Source organism: Bradyrhizobium sp. Tv2a-2 (assembly GCF_000472425.1).
In the GTDB taxonomy this organism is placed as follows: domain Bacteria; phylum Pseudomonadota; class Alphaproteobacteria; order Rhizobiales; family Xanthobacteraceae; genus Bradyrhizobium.
Genome location: NZ_AXAI01000005.1, coordinates 269643 through 288634 on the forward strand (window position 1 = coordinate 269643; position 18992 = coordinate 288634).

Here is an 18992-nt window from a genome sequence, read left to right on the forward strand (position 1 = left end):
CCTTTCGGACCGCCCCGGAATGACGGTGCAAGTTTCAAAACGGGCTCACCGAGAAATAGCGCAGCCACAGATCGGTGTAGCGGCCTTTTTCCCAGACACGGAACAGCGCCCAGTTCAACGCCTGGCGCAAAAGGTCGTTGCCCTTGCGCACGGCAATGCCGATACCTTCGCCGAAATAGCGGCTTTCGACAAAAGGGCCGCCCGAGAAAGCGCAGCAATCGCCGGAATCCGTGCCGTTGATCCAGAAGCCGAGCGAAGTGGCGTCACCGAAAATGAAATCGACCTCGCCCCGGCGCAGCGCGGTGCGCAGCGCATCGTCGTTCGGATAGGAATGCAGCTCGGCATCGGTGAACATCGCCTTCAGATAGGCCTCATGCGCGGTCCCAGCGATGACACCGACCTTCTTGCCTTCGAGATATTCGGGGCGGATCTCGGTCAGCGCCTGGTCCTTGCGCGACACGAAGCGGGCCGGCGCCCGGTAATAGGGGTCAGTGAAATCGACGCGTGCGCGCAGCTGCGGCGTCACCGCCATGGAGGCGATGATGGCGTCGCCCTTGTTGCTGGAGAGCGCATCCAGCAGCGTCTCGAAGCGGCGCATCTGGATGGTGCAGGTGACCTTGATCTCCTCGCACAACGAACGTGCGAGGTCGACGTTGAAGCCGGCCGGGTTGCCGTCGGCGCCGGTAAAGTTGAAGGGCGGATAGTCGGTTTCGGTCAGAAAGCGGATCACCGCAATGCGCGACAGGTCCGGCCGCTCGGGGCGGCGACGGGGGTCCCAGAAGCCGGGCACGGCCTGGGGCGCGGCCCCCGCACCGGCCTTTGGTGCGGCACCGGCCTTGTGCGGCGCTTGAGGTGGGGCGACCGGTACCGGCGCCGACTCGGCGGGCGCGGCCTGGGCGGTCTGCATGGGCGAGGTCTCAGCCACGGCAGGCGTGCCGGACAGGGCCAGTGCTAAAATGGCCAGTGCAAAGACGATCGGTGCAATAGCGGCGAGCGCCAGCACACTGGCGCGGCGGCGGAGCGCAACGGACAGCGAGGACAATGAAGAAGGGGCGGCGTTCTGCACCGGCTTGGCCCAAGCACCAAAATTGAGAAGTTGCGATCGGGGACGGCCTTATAGACCATCTGCCCGCCAATTCGAGCGCCGATTACGGCAAAAGCGGTCCCAAAGGAGCAATTAAAGGTAATGCTTGAGGTCGGCCGCGGCCTCGTCCGGGGTCCGCTTCAGGTTGAAAGGGGACACGAATTTACCGTCGCGGTCCATCAGATAGACCAGCGCCGTATGATCCATGGTGTAGTCGCCGTCCTTGAGCGGGACCTTTTTGGCATAGACGCGGTATTCGGAAATGACCTTGGCGACCGCGGCGGGATCACCGGTCAGCCCCTTCAGATGCGGATCGAAGCTCGATAGATACTCCTTCATGGCCTGGGCATTGTCCCGCTCGGGGTCGACCGAGATGAAATAGGCGTTGACCCGATCGGCATCGGTCCCCATCGCGCGCAGCACCTCGGAAATCTCGAACAGTGAGGTCGGGCAGACGTCGGGGCAATGGGTGAAACCGAAGAAGATCAGGGTCGGGCGGCCCTGCAGGCTCTTTTCGGTGACGGTCGTCCCGCTCTGGTCGGTCAGCTGGAAGGGACCTCCGATCGCAACCGGCGTGGCCACGCCCTTGACCCCGCCCAGCACCCAGAACATCAGCAGCAGCCCGACCAGCAGGCTGCCGCCGAAGGCGGACGCAATCACCAGCGGGCGCGTTGTACGATCCATTTGCCGAATTTCCCTTTCCCGAGCAGATCAGAAACAGCCGGCGATGCCGGCCGCGATGGTCTCGAAAAACACCGTGGTCCCGTAGCGGAACCACAACCCCAGCGTCGCGATCAGGATGGCGGCCCCAAGCAGCGAAAGTCCGATCGCAAGGGTACGGCCGCCCTTCTGGGCCGGCAGCGCTGCGGGCAGTTCAGTGGGACTCGATAGCGGCAGGGCCATGGCGAGGAGATAGGCCGGGCAGCTTTGTCACGCAAGCGCCGCCGATGCAGCGCCGCCATCACGTTATGTCAGGAGGCGTATGCCTTTAGCGCGAGCGCGCGGCCGCGGCCGAATCGGATACGGAAGCCGGGACAACGACCGGCGCCGGCTGCGCCTTGCCGGCTGGGCCGTTGGTGGACGCCTGGGCATCCAGATAGCAGGGCTTGTACATGCTCTGCAGTTCCCGGCCGCGCAGGAAGATCATGCGCGGCGTCAGCCCGCCGCGGTGCGCGATCCAGCGCCGGATCGGCGTCGGATACATCGAGTAAAGGAGCTGTGTGGCCTCGGGATTGGTGATGGCGCGGCCGTTGGCGCCGAAATCCCAGGCGGCATGGAAACCCAGGGTCGCGTGCGACGTGACGCAGATCTTGTCGTGGGGAACGGTGCCGAGGACGATCGTGCAGGCCGAGGCACACAAGCCGTCGATGATCACGGATTGGCCTGATGAGCGCAGGTCTTGGTACCGGTCGACGTAGGTGCCGATACGACCTCCGCGATCATCGGCGATGCGGACCGCAGCGCGACTTGCCGCCACCCCCGCGAGCAGGAGGACCGCCGCGAGCAACCCGGTCACGAATTTCATGTCCCAGCCCCAGATAAGTTGAATCCGAATCTGTTCGTCTTCAGTGATGCAAGAGTGAGGCTAGCGTCTTAGGACTTCGCGGTTTTGTCTAGGCAAACCCGCGCCGGCAAAAAAAATTTCGACCGGTGTGTGGCCGGCGCGTCGCACTTTCGCGTGCCTTCAAGGGCTCGGAACCCGGTTGCATTAACGGTTCCCTAAACGACGCGCCTCCGACCACCGGCGAAATACGGGGCACCGAAAGCAGTTCCGGTCTCCCTTCCGCCAAAGCACCGTCAGGTTGTGCGGCGATTTCGCAGCTGCGGCAGACGGCCCGCATAACCGTGCGCCACCCTGCTCAAAGCTTAATCTCGATGCGCGTGGGTTCGCGTCCCCTCTAGGAGACGGCCAATCCTCGGCGATAGCCCAGCCGACGAGCGAACAAGCCAGCGCGCTACGCCATCAAATCGAAATGCATAACTTCAGAGGTAATCGATTTGACCAGGCCACGTCGCAATAGTCGGTCTCGCCGCTCGATCGGCGTCAGCAAAAGGAGGATCGGAATGACCGACATCAACATGATCGCGAAGAGCTATATCGAGCTTTGGAACGAGCGCATTCCCAGCCGCCGGCGGGAGATGCTTGCGACCGCATGGACGGCGGACGCGAGCTATGTCGATCCGCTGATGAGTGGCGAAGGCCATGATGGGATCGACGCGCTGATCGACGGCGTGCAGCAGCGCTTTCCCGATTTCAGCTTCCGGCTGATCGGTGAGCCGAACGGCTTTGGCGATCGTCTGCGTTTCTGTTGGGGGCTCGGCCCCGACGGGGTCGACAGCCCGATCAAGGGCACCGACTTCGCCGTGCTCGAGGACGGACGGATCCGCAGCATCACCGGATTCCTGGACCAGGTGCCGCAGAGCGCGTGAGAAGAAACGGATGTGGCTGCCCACCGAGATCAGCGGGCAGTCACGCCAAACGGACTTACGAACTCGGGAGACCCGTGGCTTGGGAAAGAGCCACCAAAAACAGGCGGCTGCGGCAGCAATGCCGATCCCCATGCGATGGGCCGTCGGCGATCACGGCGAAATCCGCTGGCGGCTGGTCTGGGGCCGGAGCAACTTAATTCCGTGCGCGGTGTCAGCCTGATGGGCGGCGTGCGCGACGGACGGATCGTGGAGGCGCAGGGCTACATCAAGCGGGCGCTGAGCAAAGGATCGGAGCGGGCGAACGCAATCGAACCCTCGTATGCAGCTTGGGAAGTCGGGCGTTCCTCAATTATCCCAAGATGTTAGCGCCAAAACTGCTGGCAAACGAGCTAAGCTCCATCAGAGGGTTACGCCACCAAAGCAAAACCCCTCGTTCGAAGCTCTCGAGCCTTACGTTGACCCCGGCCGGCGTTACTTGGGCCGCGCGTCTCCATCTCGCTGTACGCTGAATATGATGCCGATGGGCGCCGCTGGGCCGCTTTGCAACGCCCAGCACTGCACTGAAGGCAATCAATCGCACCGGCGGCAACCGATGAATGCGCTTAGCCCCGGCTACAACTGCCTTCTACGACATGATCAACGCAGCGACCTCGCTGGAGCAGATGGACAATCTTGGGCGCACTCTTTGGCATCTGTACAGCAAGGGCGAGCTTAACGACGATGAGGCGCATATCCTCAGCGGAGCTATCGAAAAGCGAAGGCCTCAGCGCCTTGTGCAGATTTGGATCTCGGGCCTCGTAAAATCTGAGTTATCTCCATGTCTGCTTCTGAAGGCGCAAAGCGGACCAGAGTTGCTCGGTCTAAGTCTCTTCGAATTTTGACCCGAATCGTTCGATTTGCTCCGCCTCGCAAATTCATGTCCTAGGTGTTAGGTTAGGACAGTGCGATACTCGGTTCATTCTTCGAGGTTGCGCATGAGCCGACGCAAATTCTTTGCTCTGCTGGGTGGCGCGGCGATCACATGGTCATTCGAGGCCCGCACCGAGCAGGCGATGATGCCTGTGATCGGCTATCTCAGCGGCTGGTCTCCGAATGACGCTCCAGAGTACCTGGCTTACTTTCGGCGTGGCTTGGCAGATGCCGGGTACATCGAAGGCAAGAACGTAACAATCGAATTCCGCTACGCCGAAGGACATTTCGAGCGTGCGTCGCAGCTCGTCGCCAGTCTGGTTCAGCGCAGGGTGAGAGTGATCGTGATACCGAACACGACCGCATCTGCGGTCGCGGCCAAAGCTGCGACGCAAACCATTCCCATCGTCTTCTCGCTTGGTTCGAACCCAGTTGAGGTCGGCCTCGTGCGAAGTCTCGGGCAGCCCGGTGGCAATGTGACGGGTCTCAGCGCCCTGCAAACTGCCGTGACGGCAAAGCGCCTCGAATTGCTGCATGAATTGATGCCGGCCGTGACGGTCATCGCCTTTCTAGTCAATCCAGCCAATGCGGCTCTGGCTGAATCTGACACGAGAGAGGCGCTGGAGAGTGCACGCGCGCTTGGCTTGGGGCTGTTGGTACTCAACGCGAGTAACCCACGAGAAATCGACGCGGCTTTCGGAATCTTGGTACACGAGCGGGCTGGTGCGCTGCTGACCAATAGCGAAAGCCTCTTTATGGTACACAGTGACTACATAGCCGCGCTTACAACGCGCTACAAAGTACCCGCTTTGTTTGCTTACCGAGAAAACGTGGTCGCAGGTGGCTTAATAAGCTACGGAGCAGATTTTCTCGGTGCGGCCCGAGAGTTGGGCCGTTATACCGGGCGCGTCCTCAATGGCGAAAAGCCGAGCGACTTACCTGTGCAGCAGGCGACCAAACTGCAGCTTGTGATCAACCTTAAGGCCGCTAAGACACTCGGCCTCAAGGTGCCGCTCTTGCTGCTCGGGCGTGCCGACGAGGTGATCGAATAATTCCACGATTTGCTGCGGCGCAGCGGCAGCACCAGGCCGGTAATCTCGCGGCAGCGAGCTTCTCGCCGACGTGGATCCGAAGCGGTCATCCCAAGAAGTCGTTGCACGAGCCCCATTTTGGAGAATCTGCTCGAGAATGTGTGTCGATTCATGCTCCACGTCGATGTGCGACGGAACGGACTTGTGTATTGCTAGCGCCGGGCGTGTGGGTCTTGTCCAAGGGCAAGTAGACCACGTGTCCATGACGTACGCCTCGTTCAGCAATAACGTGGTCGGCAAGGTGCTGTACGTCGGAGCCACGTCCCTTCAGCACAGTAACTTCCATGCAACGCTCTTGATCGAGATGCACGTGCAGCGTCGCTTGTGCGAGATCGTGATGGTCGTGGAAATCGCGTGTGAGGCGCTTCGGCAGTTCGCGCTCGCCGTGATCGTAAACATAGACCAGAGCCGCCACACAAGGATGGGTTCCACCGACCTCCATGGCTGCCTGCTGAAGGCCGGAGCGAGCGAGATCTCGGATCGCTTCTGAGCGGTTTTCATAGCCTCGCGTGTTCATGAACCGATCGAGCTCAGCGTAAAAGTCATCGTCGATTGTAATGGTCACGCGGTGCATTTTTGTTCTCCCTCGACGCTTTCCCGCGAAGGGCATAATGCCCGGCGCAGGAGGCCGCAATCGTATGATAAATTATTGACAACGTCACACTCGATTGGGCAAGTTCGTCCCAATCTCCGGGGAGTCTCTCGGGCGCAAGGAGGCGATGGCATCGGCGGGAATGAGTCCGCTGGTTTGCACCATTACTAGCGCAGAAGGCGTCGTGGAAGTTCGCCTGACAGGGGGCGTCTGTGTCATTGCGTCCGCGACTGCTTGCCTCGACATCGCTTCTGATTTCGTCGATTTGCGCAGGCGCCTTGGCGCAGACCGCGCCGTCTCCCGGCAGCGACGCTCCGACGACAACACCGGCATCCCCAGCTCCCGCGGCTGGCGAGACGCCGACTCCGAGCCCCGGGGCACCGCCGGGGGCGCAGTCGGGCGGTACGCTGCTTCCGCCAATCCGGGTCGTCATGCCCAAGCCCAAGCCGAAGAAGCCAAAACCGACTTCGTCGGTGACCTCGCGGGCGCCAGCCCGGGCTACGACCGCTCCAGGGGTGCCGGCGCGGCCCTCACCCTACGAGACCGGCGGTCCCAACGTGGCCGGAGGAACGCCGGTAGTGCCGCAATTGGCGAGCCAGATGACCATTTCGGGCGAGGACCTCAATGCTCGCCCGATTGCGAATGGTCCCGAAATCCTCGAAGCGACGCCCGGCCTGGCCGTTGTTCAGCATTCCGGCTCCGGCAAAGCAAACCAGTACTATCTGCGCGGCTACAATCTCGACCATGGCACCGACATGGCCATATTCTGGGACGACGTGCCGATCAATTTACCCACGAACGCGCACGGTCAGGGCTACGCCGATCTGAATTTTCTGATTCCTGAAGCGATCAGTGGGTTGGAAGTCCGTAAGGGGCCGTATTTTGCCGACGTCGGAGACTTCGCCAGCGCCGGTGATCTGCACCTTTCGCTGCGCGACAGCGTGGAAAAGAATATCGTCTCCACAACGGTTGGCAGCTTCGGTTACGATCGATTTCTCGCCCTGGGTTCGACCAGGCTCGGGGATGGATCGCTGCTCTATGCCGGAGAGTTCAATACCTACAATGGTCCGTGGGCTACCGCCGATGACGTCCGCAAGTTCAATGGTCTTTTGCGCTACAGCCAGGGCACGGCGACGGACGGGTTTTCCGCAACCGCCATGGCGTACACGAACAACTGGAACTCTTCCGATCAGGTCGCGCTGCGCGCCATCACCACCGGACAGATCGGTCTGTTCGGCGAACTCGACCCGACGGACGGCGGCGATACCAGCCGGTTCATGTTCTCCACCAGATTTGCCCACTCCGACGATGCCGGATCGTGGAAGGCAAACGCCTATCTGGTCAGAGAAACGATGGACCTGTTCAACAATTTCACGTGGGACACCGCCGATCCCATCAACGGCGATCAATTCCATCAACTCGACAATCGCATTTACGGCGGCGGTGGGGTCTCGCGCACATTCGACGGCACCTTGTTCAATCGTCCGACAGAGACCGCGTTCGGTGTGCAAAGCCGCTACGACGACATCAATGTCGGCCTGAATGACACCACGCATCGATTATTCCTGTCCAACATCCTTGTTGACGACGTCAAGGAGGGCAACGTCGGCATCTACGCCCAGAACACAACGCGCTGGACCGACTGGTTCAGGACCACCGCCGGCTGGCGCGGCGACTATTACTGGGCATCAGTGAATTCGATTCTGCAGCCGGCGAACTCGGGCAATCCAAGCGCCGCGATCGGCAGCCCGAAATTGACCATGACGTTCGGTCCCTTCTATAAGACCGAGCTGTTCCTGGGCGCCGGCATGGGCTATCACAGCAACGACGCGCGCGGCGTGACCACGACAGAAGTCCCCGGCGATCCGGCCACCCCACAGGGTGCCACGCCATTTTTGGTCCGCTCCCGAGGAGCCGAGATCGGCGTGCGCACCAAGGCAATACCGAATCTCGACAGCTCGATCAGCCTTTTCTACCTGCACCAGGATTCCGAGTTGTTCTTCGACGGAGACACTGGAACGACCGTTCCCGGCCCGCCGAGCCTGCGCACCGGCATCGAAATCACGAACAAGTATCACCCCGCCTCATGGATCAGCTTCGACGCTGATCTTGCGCTGTCGCGAGCCCGGTTTATCGGCTTCGACTCGGCGCAGGAGCAGCTCTTCCAATCGCTTGCGGGCTTCCCGCAGGCGCAAATCGGCAATTCCCCGGGCAATTTCGTGCCCGAGGCTCCATGGATGGTGGCATCGGCCGGCGTCACACTGGGCGAAAAGACCGGCTGGTTCAGTGCGCTGCGCTGGCGATATATCAGCTCGCGGCCGCTCACCGAAGACGGCGTGTTCCAGTCGCCGGCGGTCAACACCATCAACGCCAACGTGGGCTATCGGTTTGCCAATGGTTGGCGCATTCAATTCGACGCGCTCAATCTTCTGGACTCTTCCAGCTACAACGCGAGCTACGCTTACGGCGCGTTGCTCACCACCGACAGCCTGTTCGCCAAGTGCTTTCCGACGCCGAAAATTCCTGTGGCAGTCTGCCAGAATGGCTTCATGGACTATTCCGTTCACCCGTTGGATCCCCTGGCCCTTCGGCTCACCCTCGCCGGCCCGATCGACACCCTCGACATTTCCGGAATGGCCGCGGAAATGAAGCGAGCAGTCCCCACCTACCTGCCTCCATCGGCAAATTACGATTGGACTGGATTCTATATCGGCGCTCATGGCGAATTTAGTTCGTCGAGTACCAGCGGCAGCGCCGTCAACCTTGCAACGGGGGCAACAGCCTCTCCCGTCACCGGCAACCTGCCTAACTGGCGAGGCGGCATTCAGTTCGGCTTCGATTACATGATGCCGTCCCGCCTGGTGCTCGGCGTAGTTGCTGACGTTACCTCCGGGGGAACGAAGAAAATCGCGACTACTGATGCGTTTGGCACCGCCGCCAATCAGACCACCGTGTTCGACAGCGAGACGGTACGCGGGCGCGTGGGCTACGCCTTTGACAATATGCTCCTCTACGGGACGGCGGGATTGGCGTTATCGAACAATCAATACGTCCGTACCCAGCTCACCGGCGCGCTCAACAACGCGACAGCGGGCGCCGACGAGGCCGTGAACAAGTATCTCAGCGGATGGACGGCGGGGGCAGGTATTTCTGTCGCATTCGCGCAAAATTGGAACGTGTTCGCTGAGTATCGATATACGAGTTACGGATCAACGATGCTCGCACTACCGCTTTCGGAGCTGTCCACCACATCGTCAACGAAAGTCAGCGCGATTGAGTTCGGTGTGAACTACAAATTCAACGCGATAACGCCAGGTGGCACAGCCTTCGCGGTCGCTGACGAACGGCTACCTGCCGTGACCATCGCGCCGCTCTACAAGGCACCTCCCGCTCGCTCGTTGTACAATTGGACTGGCTTCTATTTCGGCGCAGACGGAGGCTATGGCCGGCAGCGGTCGGCCGGAACCCTGACGACCGCGGCGGAGGCTGTGTCGACGCCATACGACTACGGTGCGACCGGACCATTTGCCGGAAGCTTCGTTGGCGGGAATTACCAATTCAATCGGTTTGTGCTCGGCGTTGAGGGAGATTTCCAATGGTCGAACCTGACTGGCAATAATCAAACCCTTGCGCCGTTGGGCGCAACTGGCGCGTTACCGGCAGGTCCCTTCACGGTTTCAACAACGACCAAAGAATACGGCTCGATCCGTGGTCGGCTTGGCGTCGCATTCGACCGCTTCCTCATCTTCGGCACCGGGGGATGGGCTATGGGGAATCCTTCGACTGCCTTTGCACTTACTGGAGCGGCTCCGTTTGCTAGTACCGGCGGCAAATCCAATGGTTGGACCGCTGGCGCCGGTGCCGAATATGCGATCACCGACACGATTCTGGGGAGAATTGAATATCGGTTCACAAACCTTGAGGCTGCGGGTTTCGTGAACGCGCAGACAAATTCTGCGGATACCGGCACACGAGCGCCGATCAGCGATCTCCGCGTTGGCATCGCGTATAAGCCTTGGTGACGGGAAAAGCCGGAGCCGACCCTGGTCGTCGATCGCCAAGTGTTGGAGCGGGCGAAGGGAATCGAACCCTCGTATGCAGCTTGGGAAGCTGCCGTTCTACCATTGAACTACGCCCGCGAAATCAGGGACTTAGCGATTTCGCAACGGTCGTCGCGACAGCTTGACAGCCCCTGGCGACGCTGCTCACCATAGCGAATGGTGCGACGGGATCAAGCCGGTCGCATGCGCCCCCGGAGGCATTAGGCACTCGAGGCTCGCCCCATGCTACTGTGGCCTGCCAGCGGCAACATAAAACGGCACGATGACCACGCCAGCCTGCTCCTTCTGCGGTAAGCCACAAGCCGAAGCCCTGCGCCTCGTCGCCGGGCCGCAGGCGTTTATCTGTGACGAGTGCGCGATGCTCGCCGTCCAGATGATCAGCATTCAACACCCCACGTGGCGCGAGCGCCTGATGCGGACGCTGGCGTTGCTTCCCGATCGCCCACGCGAAAAGTCGTGAGGGTCCGATCCTGAGAGCGCCGCCAACTACTCTGGAGCAGCCCCCCGGGCGCTTGCTTAACAGAACGTTAAGATTCCGGATGCGCGGCTTTGTGAGCCGCGGCTTTGCGCATCTGCGGCGCGGTGCATTCGATGGCGCAGGTGATTGCGAAAAATCCCTACATGATCATCGTGCCCTCCCACCGCGTGCTTGAAGCGGGACACTGTGCCGACCGGATGTCAGCATTTGGCGGCAGCGTCTCCAAGCGCCGTTTGCTCTCGATCGAGGGCACGGAGCCGGTGATCGGCAAAAGCCTGTTCGACGTGTTGCTCCCGGTTGCTGCGCCGCGTCCGCAGAAATAAGGCGCGCCGTCGCCCTTCAGTTTTTTTGATTGCAGATGATCTTTTCGGAAAGCCGGTCTCCACTTTTCCGGATCATGCCCTAGATTTAAGGCATGAGTTCCACGACCCTGCTCCAGCGTCCATCGATGACGGTGTCCGATTTCCGCTGTACGGCGGCTCCGGGCGAGAAGCCGTTCGTGGAGCAACACTGCTGCCATTCCATCTCCTTTGTCCGCAAGGGCAGCTTTGGCTATCAGAGCCGAGGGCGTGCACATGAGCTCGTGGTCGGATCGCTGCTGATCGGCCGGCCGGGCGAAGAGTTCGTCTGCACCCACGACCATGTCTGCGGCGATGAATGCCTGTCGTTCTTTTTCGAGCCCGGTCTGATCGAGACGATTGGCGATCGCCGCGACACCTGGGAGGTCGGCGCGGCGCCGCCGCTCGCCGAACTGATGGTGCTGGGCGAACTGGCGCAGGCCGCGGCTGATGGCATCAGCGATGTCGGACTGGACGAGGTCGGGCAGTTACTCGCCCATCGCTTTGTCGAGGTGGTCTCAGGCAAGGCCCGCCAGCAGGTCGCAGTCTCCGCCCGCGACCGTCGCCGCGCGGTGGAGACCGCATTGTGGATCGAGGCGCATTCGCATCGGGAAATCGAGCTCGATGATGCCGCAGCACAGGCCGGGGTCAGTGCATTCCATTTCCTGCGTGCATTCTCTGCTGTGCTCGGCGTCACCCCGCATCAATATCTGTTGCGCTCGCGGCTGCGCCATGCCGCGCGGCTATTGGCCGACGATGAACGGTCCGTGACCGATATCGCCTATGATGTCGGCTTTGCCGACCTCTCGAATTTTGTCCGCACCTTTCACCGCGCCGCCGGTGTCTCGCCGCTCAAATTCCGCCAGGCCTCGCGGGGATCCCGCAAGATTTTCCAAGATCGGTTGGGCGTGAACTGACTAGTCTCGTCTCCATGCCGCGCGCTGCGAGCGCGGAGCTGCAAATTGGAGACGTGCATGTACGATCATATCGGCCTCAAAGTCGGCAATCTCGACGCAAGCGTGCGGTTTTACACCGCGGCATTGGCGCCGCTCGGCTATGTCCTCTGTTCCAAGGACGAGAATGGCGCCGGCTTCGGCCCCAAGGGCGAGCCCGCGCTCTGGCTCTATCTGCACAAGGGCCTCAAAAGCGACGGTGCCCATATCGCCTTCCGCGCACCAAGCCATGACGCGATCAAGAAATTTCACGGCGATGGCCTGAAAGCCGGCGGCCGCGACAATGGCGGAGCAGGCCCGCGCGCCGATTACAGCCCGACCTACCACGCCGCCTTCCTGATTGATCCCGACGGAAACAATGTGGAAGCGGTGTGCACCTAAGGAATCGTGGGGTGGGTGGAGCACAGCGAAACCCACCATTTCTCCCGCGTGATCCGCGATGGTCGTGGAGCCTGTCATCGGGCGCACGTTCGCGCGACCCGTCGGCTCTACCCGTCCTACTCGCCCTCACCTCAAATCGCTTCGGAGCTCAAAACCATGGCATCCATTCACAAGGACTTTCCTGTCGACGCCCCAGCACACGAAGTGTGGGACGTGCTGCGCGATTTCGGCGCTGTGCACACGCGGCTTGCGCCGGGCTTCGTGACCGACTGCAAGCTCGAGGGCGACGCGCGCATCGTCACCTTTGCCAACGGCACAATCGCCCGCGAGCAGCTGGTCGATTGCGACGATGAGCGGCGGCGGCTGGTCTATGCCATCAGCAGCGAGCGGGTGACGCAGCACAGCGCCTCCGCGCAGGTTATCGAAGACGGCGAGGCACGCTGCCGCTTCATCTGGATCACGGACGTGCTGCCACACGAGATCGCGCCTTACATCAGCGTCCAGATGGATGCGGGCGTCGCTGCCATGCAGAGAGCCCTGAACCGCACGAAGGCCGCTGTGTGATCTTCCTCACGGAAGCACGCCTGTATTGAGCTTACTCTCACCGGATGCGTGTTTTGACGCCGCCCGGCGCGGCGCGAGGTGAGGAGCGAGACGATGAAGCGTGCTGACAGACTGGTCGCCGGCGCCACCGCGCTGCTTTTACTGCTGACGTTCACCGCGGCGCCCGCAAACGCCCAGCTCGCCGGCTTTATGGGCGGCGGTGGTAGCGGGGCCGGCGGCGAGGATATGATGACGCAGATGGCGCCGATGCTCGAAATGATGAAGGCGAAGATGGGCAAGAAGCGCTTCGCTGCCCTGATGCAGACGATGGGCCCCATGATGGGCCAGATGATGCAGAACGGCGGCGGCCTCGGCGGGATGGGTGGCGGCCTTGGCGGGATGCCCGGCGATATCGGTGGCTACATGGGCGGCGGCGGCATGGGCGGCGGCGGCATGGGTGGCATGGACATGGCGAGCATGATGGGCATGATCGCGCCGCTGATGTCGATGGCCAATTTCGGCGGCGGCGGTCATCGCCATCACCGGCGTCACTAAAGCATGATCCGGAAAAGTGTGTAGCGGTTTTCCGAAAAGATCATGCTCAATCAGAGACCTAAAGATCAGAGACCTAAAGCGCGATGACGATTCAACCAAATCTCATCGCGCTTTAGAACGTTTCACGCGAACCGGTCCCCACTTCGCTCGAAAACACTCTAAACTGGTCCGGCCCGCGCAGAAATTCGTTGCTCGCTTCCTGATAGCCTCGCGGCATTCCTGCTTCAAGCCCCGCAGCGGCCGGAGGCAGACGGGAGTAACGCAAATCACGGTTCTGCCGTATCACGCACGAGTCATTCAGAATTGACAGATTTATTACATCAGTAGCCCTTAACTTCTAGGCCGGTGTCTACGCCGCCTCTAATCTCGTCTGGCTCAGGACAGGCTCTAAACTAAATCTAGAAGCCTCTATCCTCGCTTTGCCGTGATTGTCCGGGAAAAAGGTCGGTCCAGTTGATGCCGCCTCTGTTGAATGATGCAGCCAAGTGGAGTCCGTTCAGGGCTTAAGCGATTCAAAAAGTTCGATTCCTGCGGAGCAAACATGGGACTTCTCGGCCGTCTTGGAAAATACGCTGGTCTAGAGCCGTCTGAGCATTTGGGAGAGGCGACTGGCCATTTGGGAGCCGCCGAGGATTCTCTCGCGCAAGACTTCAAGAGTCTCGCTGACAGACTCGCTCACGAAAGCGCATATTACAAGAACCTCCTTGACGGAATCCCAGGGGCGGTTGGACCCCGCCCGACGCCTGAAATGCTGAGGGTGGTAAATGCGCGCACTGGTAATATGGATTTCCCGGATCCAGACGAACCTCCAATGCCGCCCGAAGCAGTAATGGCTCAGTATCGCGATCCGAACAAGCTGCCCGGACCAACAGGTTACAGGACGGAAAATGGGGTACGCATGGTGGACTTTGGACGCACGACTGTTCCGGAACAATTTGCCGGCCTGCATCAACTGGTCCGTGAGCATATGGCTGCGGGCGGCCCTGTGGCGCAGAAGTATCTGGCCCACCTTGAGCAGGCCGATGGGCCCACAGTTGAGATGAGACCCTTTGACATAAACGACCCGAATCTGCCGTTGCGGGATTTTGAAGACCGCACGACCGGAATGATGATCAGGCACGTTTCGATAGCGCACACCGACGGCAAAACGTATTCAGTAAAGAGACCTGTCGTCGCTTACGCAATAAATGCAGGAATTTTTACGATGGAGGGGCGAAGGGTGTCGGCGGCCACATCGACCGCTCATGAACTGGCACATGCTGCGCGTGTTAGGTTTCATGGATCTGAAATACGGGATTCTTGGTCATCAGCCATTCGATTGCGCACATGGAGGAATGCTGAAGAGCATTATGTGATTACCGGAGTCGAGAATGAAGTGGCTGAGAAACATGGAGAAGGGGTGAGAAGGAGTCTTACGATGGTTAATTTTTTTGAAACCAAGTCTATCACTTCTACGGAGGCCGCCGATGCGCGGGCTGAAGAGATCATGAGGAATGCCAAGCCCGGACTTGAGCAATTCACCACCGATATGTGGCTAACACGCAATCAGAAGGATTTTGACAAAGCTGACGAACTCAGAAACGCATGGGCTCTTCTGGTTAAGGATCATCTCAGCCCACTCATTCCAAAGCCGCTGCTTGAAGTGCCCGAAGAATGACCTTGGCAGCTGGCGCGAGACAACCACGCTGTCCCGGCATGCCAGACACCGGTTCGCGTGAAGAAAACGCGTCAAAACAAGAAATCCAGAGCTGCGGTTCTGATTCAATCAGAACCGCGAATGCTCTAGCCGGAGCCACTATTCGGCCAGTGCTGGAATCGGCGCAACCGCTTTGTGCCGCGGGCCCCAGCGCGTGAGGATCACGCTCGCACTTGAGAGCACGCCGAGCACGACCATGGAGGATGCGGCGAGTGTGAAAAAATCCGCTGCCGTCGCCTCATGCATGGTGAGATACCAGCCGCCGAGCCCGATGAACACCAGCCGCGCGCTCTGGGCCAGCACCGGCCCCACCACCTTCGCGGCGCCTTGCGAGGAAAAGTACATCGACATCGCCAGCCCGATGAAGGCGTAGCAGGGCGCCGCGGTGGCAAGATATCGCCGGCTTGCCTCCCGCACGCTGGCATCGTCGGTGAAAATGTTCACCCAGAGATCCGGGAAGACGGCGATGATGGAGGCGACCGCGCCGACCGAGATGAAGGAAATGAAGCCTGCGTTCCAGGCGATGCGCCGGGCGCGCGCGATTTTCTCCGCACCGACGGCCATGCCGATCATCGGTACCGAGGCGATGCCGATGGCGAAGGCGACCGACGTCAGCATGAACTCGAGCCGCGCGCCGATGCCGTAGCCGGCCAGCACGGCCGTACCGAAGGTTGCGAGCATGTGGGTGAAGATCGAGATGGTCAGGACCGATTGCAGCGGCGAGAAGCAGGAGACCGCGCCGACCTTGAGGATGTCGAAAAACATCGCCGCCTGGATGCGCAGGCCACTGATCTTCGGCACCACGCGGGCGCGGCCCGAGAACAGGTACCAGCCCATCACCGAGATGCTGATCAGATAGGCCATCAGCGCGCCGGCCGCGACGCCGCGCATGCCGAATTGCGGAATCGGGCCGAGCCCGAGGCCCAGCGTGCCGCCGAAGATGATCTGGCAGACCGCCGAACTCAGGATCATGGTCGACGGCAATTTCATGTTGCCGGTGCCGCGCAACACGCCAGCCATCGTGTTCATCAGCCAGGGGATCACGGCGCCGCCGAAAAATATCTGCGCATAGGCGATGGCCTGCGCCAGCACGTTGCCCTTGCCGCCGAGCAGCTTCAAGAGATACGGCCCGAAGATCAGCATCAACAGCATGAAGGCGAGGCCGAAACAGATGCCGATCAGCAGCGCATGCGCCGCAAGCGCGGATGCGCGCTCAAAGTCGCCGGCGCCGAGCGCCCGTGCCACGCTGGAGGCGACACCGCCGCCCATCGCGCCGCCCGACATGGTCATGGTGAGGATGACGAATGGAAACACCAGCGCCATCGCGGCCAGCGATTCCACACCCAAGCGGCCGATATACGAGGTCTCCGCGATCACCACGCAGGTGCCTGCGCTGAGGGCGATCACGTTCGGCCAGGCGAGGAAGAGCAATGTGCGCAGGATGGGACCGTCGAGCAGCGCATTCTTCGCCGCCGGCGCTGGTGGTGGCAGCGGGCGTTCGTCCTCATCAACGGGAATTTCGACGACGGAGATATCGGGCATTTCCACTCCCGCCGCGTCTTTTCGCCGCGCGGCTATGGGTTCCTAGCACGACGACGCGCGATTCAGCCTGCGCGACGTGCAAGGGGGGCCTGCGGGAATGCGCGCTTGTTCCGCATTTTACGTGCAGCGGAAAATCCGACCGCTATGCGATCTTCCAAATCAAGGGCGCGTGGCCATGCGACGCCGTCGTGAGATTGACCGCGATATGGCGGCCGCAGCCGGCGGCGAGGCCTTCGAACAGCCCGTGGAGAATTTTGCTGCAGGCGGGATGGTAATCGCTGACATCGTCCATCAGCTTCCAGCTCCGCTGGCTGATCTCGAAGCGGCCGGCGGTTTCGCCGACCTCGGCGACATCGTCCTGCGCCGCGAGCAGCGCGGATAGCAGCGCCGCACACTCCCGCGCGCCACCATGTTGCGCCGACAGCGCCTGCGCCACATCGTCGAAATATTGCATGCCGATCAACTTGCCCGTGAGGCGCAGGAGATAGCCAGCATCTTCCGGCCCGAACAGTTGCACCATCACCGGTGCCGCCGTGCGCACATATTCCATCGCATAATTGCGATAGGCCTTTTCCAGCCGCGGCTTTGGCCAGCTTGTAACCGGCAGCGCCGGTGCGGTCGCGGGATCGAACAGCGGCGCTTCGAGATGGCGGGCGAACACCAGGCGCTGGTCGAGTTCGAGCGGATGGTCGTATTCGCAGTAATAGCCTTCGAGACCGTCCTGACCGTCGACGCTCTGCTTGGTGCAGACGAAGCCCAGCCTCAGATTGCCGAGCGCGACGCCATTGTTGGCGTGCCAGCCGCGCAGCATTGCGCGCGAGACCTCGCCCGGCACGCCGCAGATCGCCGTGCCCTTCCAGATCCAGCGCGGCGGCGGATAGCGGATCCAGGCTTTGCGGTCGCTCTCGTACATGTATTCGACATGCACGCCGCCGATCCAGTTGGAGAGATAGTGATACTGCGCGGCAGCTACCGCTGGCGGCAGATCCGCCAGACCCAGCTTCTCGAGCCCGGGGAGGAAGCGTTCCTGCTGCTGGCGGCGGAACACGCGGAAGACGAATTCCGCCGCATCCGCCGTGCCGCGCCTTGTCACCACTGTGAGGATCAGGCCAGTGAAGCAGGCATGGTAGAGATCGGCGATGCTGCGCCATTTCGCCCATAGCGCTTCCTGCGCGCTGTCCGCCCTGTCCATGCCGGCCTCCTAGAACTGTGCCGCGAGATCTTTTGCGCCCTGCAGCTGCGTCTCGCGGTCCATTACTGCGTCGGTCGCAGCGAGCAGCGCCGAGACAACATTGGCCCGCCGCGCCACCGGATTGTGCTCATATCCGGACTGGGTAAAAAAGTTCGACGTCGGCACCTGCTTGCGAAGGTTTGGCGGCAGCGAGATCATGTCAAGTCCATTGCCGTCGCCGGTCAAGTTCATCATTTCAAGCTCGGCCGCCGTTAGCGGGGCGGAATACCCGCGTTGTCTCGCGAAAATCACCGAGGTCATCAGCTTCTGCGTCTGCAACAGCGGCCCGACGTCGATATCGAGATTGAGCGCATGGACGGCAAGGCCTTTCGGCGTTCCGGCGAGCCTCTCATGCAGATTCCAGTCGTCGCGCACTGAATGCGAGAAGGCGACCATCTTGCGCAGGGTCGCGATCTTCCGTTCCAGCGCCGCCTTTCTCGCGCCGGAGGCTTCTGCCGCACGGTTCTTCAACGCATCGATGAACTGACCGCCCTGCTCGGCCAGCAGCTCAACCGTATTGGTCGAGAGCAGCTGGTTGTAGCCGAGCGCGGTCGTAATCGGCATCGCATCCGGCTTGTCGTATTCGAGACCGGCCTGGACCACATACGTGCCGTTACCGGTCGCCTCGAAGCCATAGATGCGCACCGCCTGGTCTTTCGTCAGTCCTGCAGCCGCCGCCACGCGTGCATAGGCGCGCTTGAATGCGATCTCATTCGACGGCCGGTCGGGTGTGAAGTCGAACTGCTCGGCTGCATGGCGCAGGAAGTCGGCGACCACGGGCACCTCGGTCGCCGTCGCCGATGGATCGACCGGCTTCTTCGGCCCGGTATATTCGGGCGGCTGGATCAGCACGTAGTCATCGAGCGTGATCTCGCGATGTGCACGGCGCTTGGCGAAGCGTTCGGCGCGCTTGGCTTTGACAGCGGCCCAATAGGGTGCGGCGTGGACTTGATAGGCCTCTCGCGCCGCGTTGTATTGGGCGAGCCTCGCGCGATACTCCGCCATCTGCTCCGGAGTCTGCGCGGAGGCAGCCGACATCAGCACGATCGCGATGGCCGCGACGAGGAGGCGGGCGGCCCGGTGATTTATCACGCGCGCGGCCAACATG

17 protein-coding genes, 1 tRNA gene and 1 pseudogene are annotated in these 18992 nt (G+C 61.3%); 10 read left to right on the forward strand and 9 right to left on the reverse strand.

Annotated elements, in window-relative coordinates; all coding sequences use genetic code 11:
- Nucleotides 1-34 precede the first annotated feature (34 nt).
- From A3AI_RS0112560 to A3AI_RS0112575, 4 genes are all read right to left on the reverse strand, one after another.
- Nucleotides 35-907 (reverse strand): ABC transporter substrate-binding protein, encoded by an 873-nt coding sequence (locus A3AI_RS0112560; RefSeq protein WP_024515912.1) that lies wholly within the window; start codon nt 905-907, stop codon nt 35-37.
- Between the two features lie 270 nt (nt 908-1177).
- The gene (locus A3AI_RS0112565) at nt 1178-1768 is read right to left on the reverse strand and encodes an SCO family protein (protein ID WP_024515913.1); all 591 of its coding nucleotides are present in this window, start codon (nt 1766-1768) and stop codon (nt 1178-1180) included.
- 27 nt (nt 1769-1795) lie between these two features.
- The gene (locus A3AI_RS0112570) at nt 1796-1987 is read right to left on the reverse strand and encodes a hypothetical protein (protein WP_024515914.1); all 192 of its coding nucleotides are present in this window, start codon (nt 1985-1987) and stop codon (nt 1796-1798) included.
- Between the two features lie 85 nt (nt 1988-2072).
- The gene (locus A3AI_RS0112575) at nt 2073-2609 is read right to left on the reverse strand and encodes a hypothetical protein (protein ID WP_024515915.1); all 537 of its coding nucleotides are present in this window, start codon (nt 2607-2609) and stop codon (nt 2073-2075) included.
- A gap of 539 nt (nt 2610-3148) precedes the next feature.
- On the opposite strand from A3AI_RS0112575, the gene A3AI_RS0112580 reads away from it, so the two are divergent.
- Both A3AI_RS0112580 and A3AI_RS0112590 read left to right on the forward strand, forming a co-directional pair.
- On the forward strand, nt 3149-3514 hold the full coding sequence (locus A3AI_RS0112580; protein ID WP_024515916.1) for a nuclear transport factor 2 family protein: 366 nt from the start codon (nt 3149-3151) through the stop codon (nt 3512-3514).
- A 974-nt stretch (nt 3515-4488) separates the two neighbouring features.
- Complete coding sequence (locus A3AI_RS0112590; protein WP_024515918.1) at nt 4489-5475, forward strand: ABC transporter substrate-binding protein; 987 nt, start codon at nt 4489-4491, stop codon at nt 5473-5475.
- A gap of 148 nt (nt 5476-5623) precedes the next feature.
- Here A3AI_RS0112590 and nikR read toward each other — a convergent pair whose 3' ends face one another.
- On the reverse strand, nt 5624-6088 hold the full coding sequence (gene nikR / locus A3AI_RS46185) for a nickel-responsive transcriptional regulator NikR (protein ID WP_084800897.1): 465 nt from the start codon (nt 6086-6088) through the stop codon (nt 5624-5626).
- A 617-nt stretch (nt 6089-6705) separates the two neighbouring features.
- On the opposite strand from nikR, the gene A3AI_RS45770 reads away from it, so the two are divergent.
- Complete coding sequence (locus A3AI_RS45770; protein ID WP_063615460.1) at nt 6706-10128, forward strand: TonB-dependent receptor domain-containing protein; 3423 nt, start codon at nt 6706-6708, stop codon at nt 10126-10128.
- Between the two features lie 43 nt (nt 10129-10171).
- Here A3AI_RS45770 and A3AI_RS0112605 read toward each other — a convergent pair.
- Nucleotides 10172-10245 (reverse strand) — tRNA-Gly (locus A3AI_RS0112605).
- Nucleotides 10246-10429: 184 nt separating this feature from the next.
- Between A3AI_RS0112605 and A3AI_RS0112610 the strand changes: the two genes are divergently transcribed.
- The 7 genes and pseudogenes from A3AI_RS0112610 to A3AI_RS47475 all read left to right on the forward strand — a co-directional run bounded on the left by A3AI_RS0112610 (nt 10430) and on the right by A3AI_RS47475 (nt 15072).
- Complete coding sequence (locus tag A3AI_RS0112610) at nt 10430-10627, forward strand: ClpX C4-type zinc finger protein (protein ID WP_024515921.1); 198 nt, start codon at nt 10430-10432, stop codon at nt 10625-10627.
- Nucleotides 10628-10722: 95 nt separating this feature from the next.
- Nucleotides 10723-10968: pseudogene (locus A3AI_RS0112615) on the forward strand (MGMT family protein); the annotation flags it as partial.
- A gap of 92 nt (nt 10969-11060) precedes the next feature.
- Entirely contained in the window at nt 11061-11900 is an 840-nt protein-coding gene (locus A3AI_RS0112620; protein WP_024515923.1) for a helix-turn-helix transcriptional regulator, read from the forward strand.
- A 57-nt stretch (nt 11901-11957) separates the two neighbouring features.
- Nucleotides 11958-12317: a VOC family protein gene (locus A3AI_RS0112625; protein WP_024515924.1), complete on the forward strand. Its 360-nt coding sequence runs from the start codon at nt 11958-11960 to the stop codon at nt 12315-12317.
- 156 nt (nt 12318-12473) lie between these two features.
- Entirely contained in the window at nt 12474-12881 is a 408-nt protein-coding gene (locus A3AI_RS0112630; protein ID WP_024515925.1) for an SRPBCC family protein, read from the forward strand.
- A gap of 93 nt (nt 12882-12974) precedes the next feature.
- Nucleotides 12975-13415, forward strand: coding sequence for a hypothetical protein (locus tag A3AI_RS0112635; protein WP_024515926.1), 441 nt, complete (start codon nt 12975-12977; stop codon nt 13413-13415).
- A gap of 541 nt (nt 13416-13956) precedes the next feature.
- Entirely contained in the window at nt 13957-15072 is a 1116-nt protein-coding gene (locus A3AI_RS47475; protein ID WP_156927747.1) for a hypothetical protein, read from the forward strand.
- Nucleotides 15073-15210: 138 nt separating this feature from the next.
- On the opposite strand, the gene A3AI_RS0112650 is transcribed toward A3AI_RS47475, so the two are convergent.
- From A3AI_RS0112650 to A3AI_RS0112660, 3 genes are all read right to left on the reverse strand, one after another.
- Nucleotides 15211-16653: an MATE family efflux transporter gene (locus A3AI_RS0112650; RefSeq protein ID WP_024515929.1), complete on the reverse strand. Its 1443-nt coding sequence runs from the start codon at nt 16651-16653 to the stop codon at nt 15211-15213.
- 142 nt (nt 16654-16795) lie between these two features.
- Nucleotides 16796-17845: a hypothetical protein gene (locus tag A3AI_RS0112655; protein WP_024515930.1), complete on the reverse strand. Its 1050-nt coding sequence runs from the start codon at nt 17843-17845 to the stop codon at nt 16796-16798.
- 9 nt (nt 17846-17854) lie between these two features.
- On the reverse strand, nt 17855-18991 hold the full coding sequence (locus A3AI_RS0112660) for a hypothetical protein (protein WP_024515931.1): 1137 nt from the start codon (nt 18989-18991) through the stop codon (nt 17855-17857).
- Nucleotide 18992: the final 1 nt, after the last annotated feature.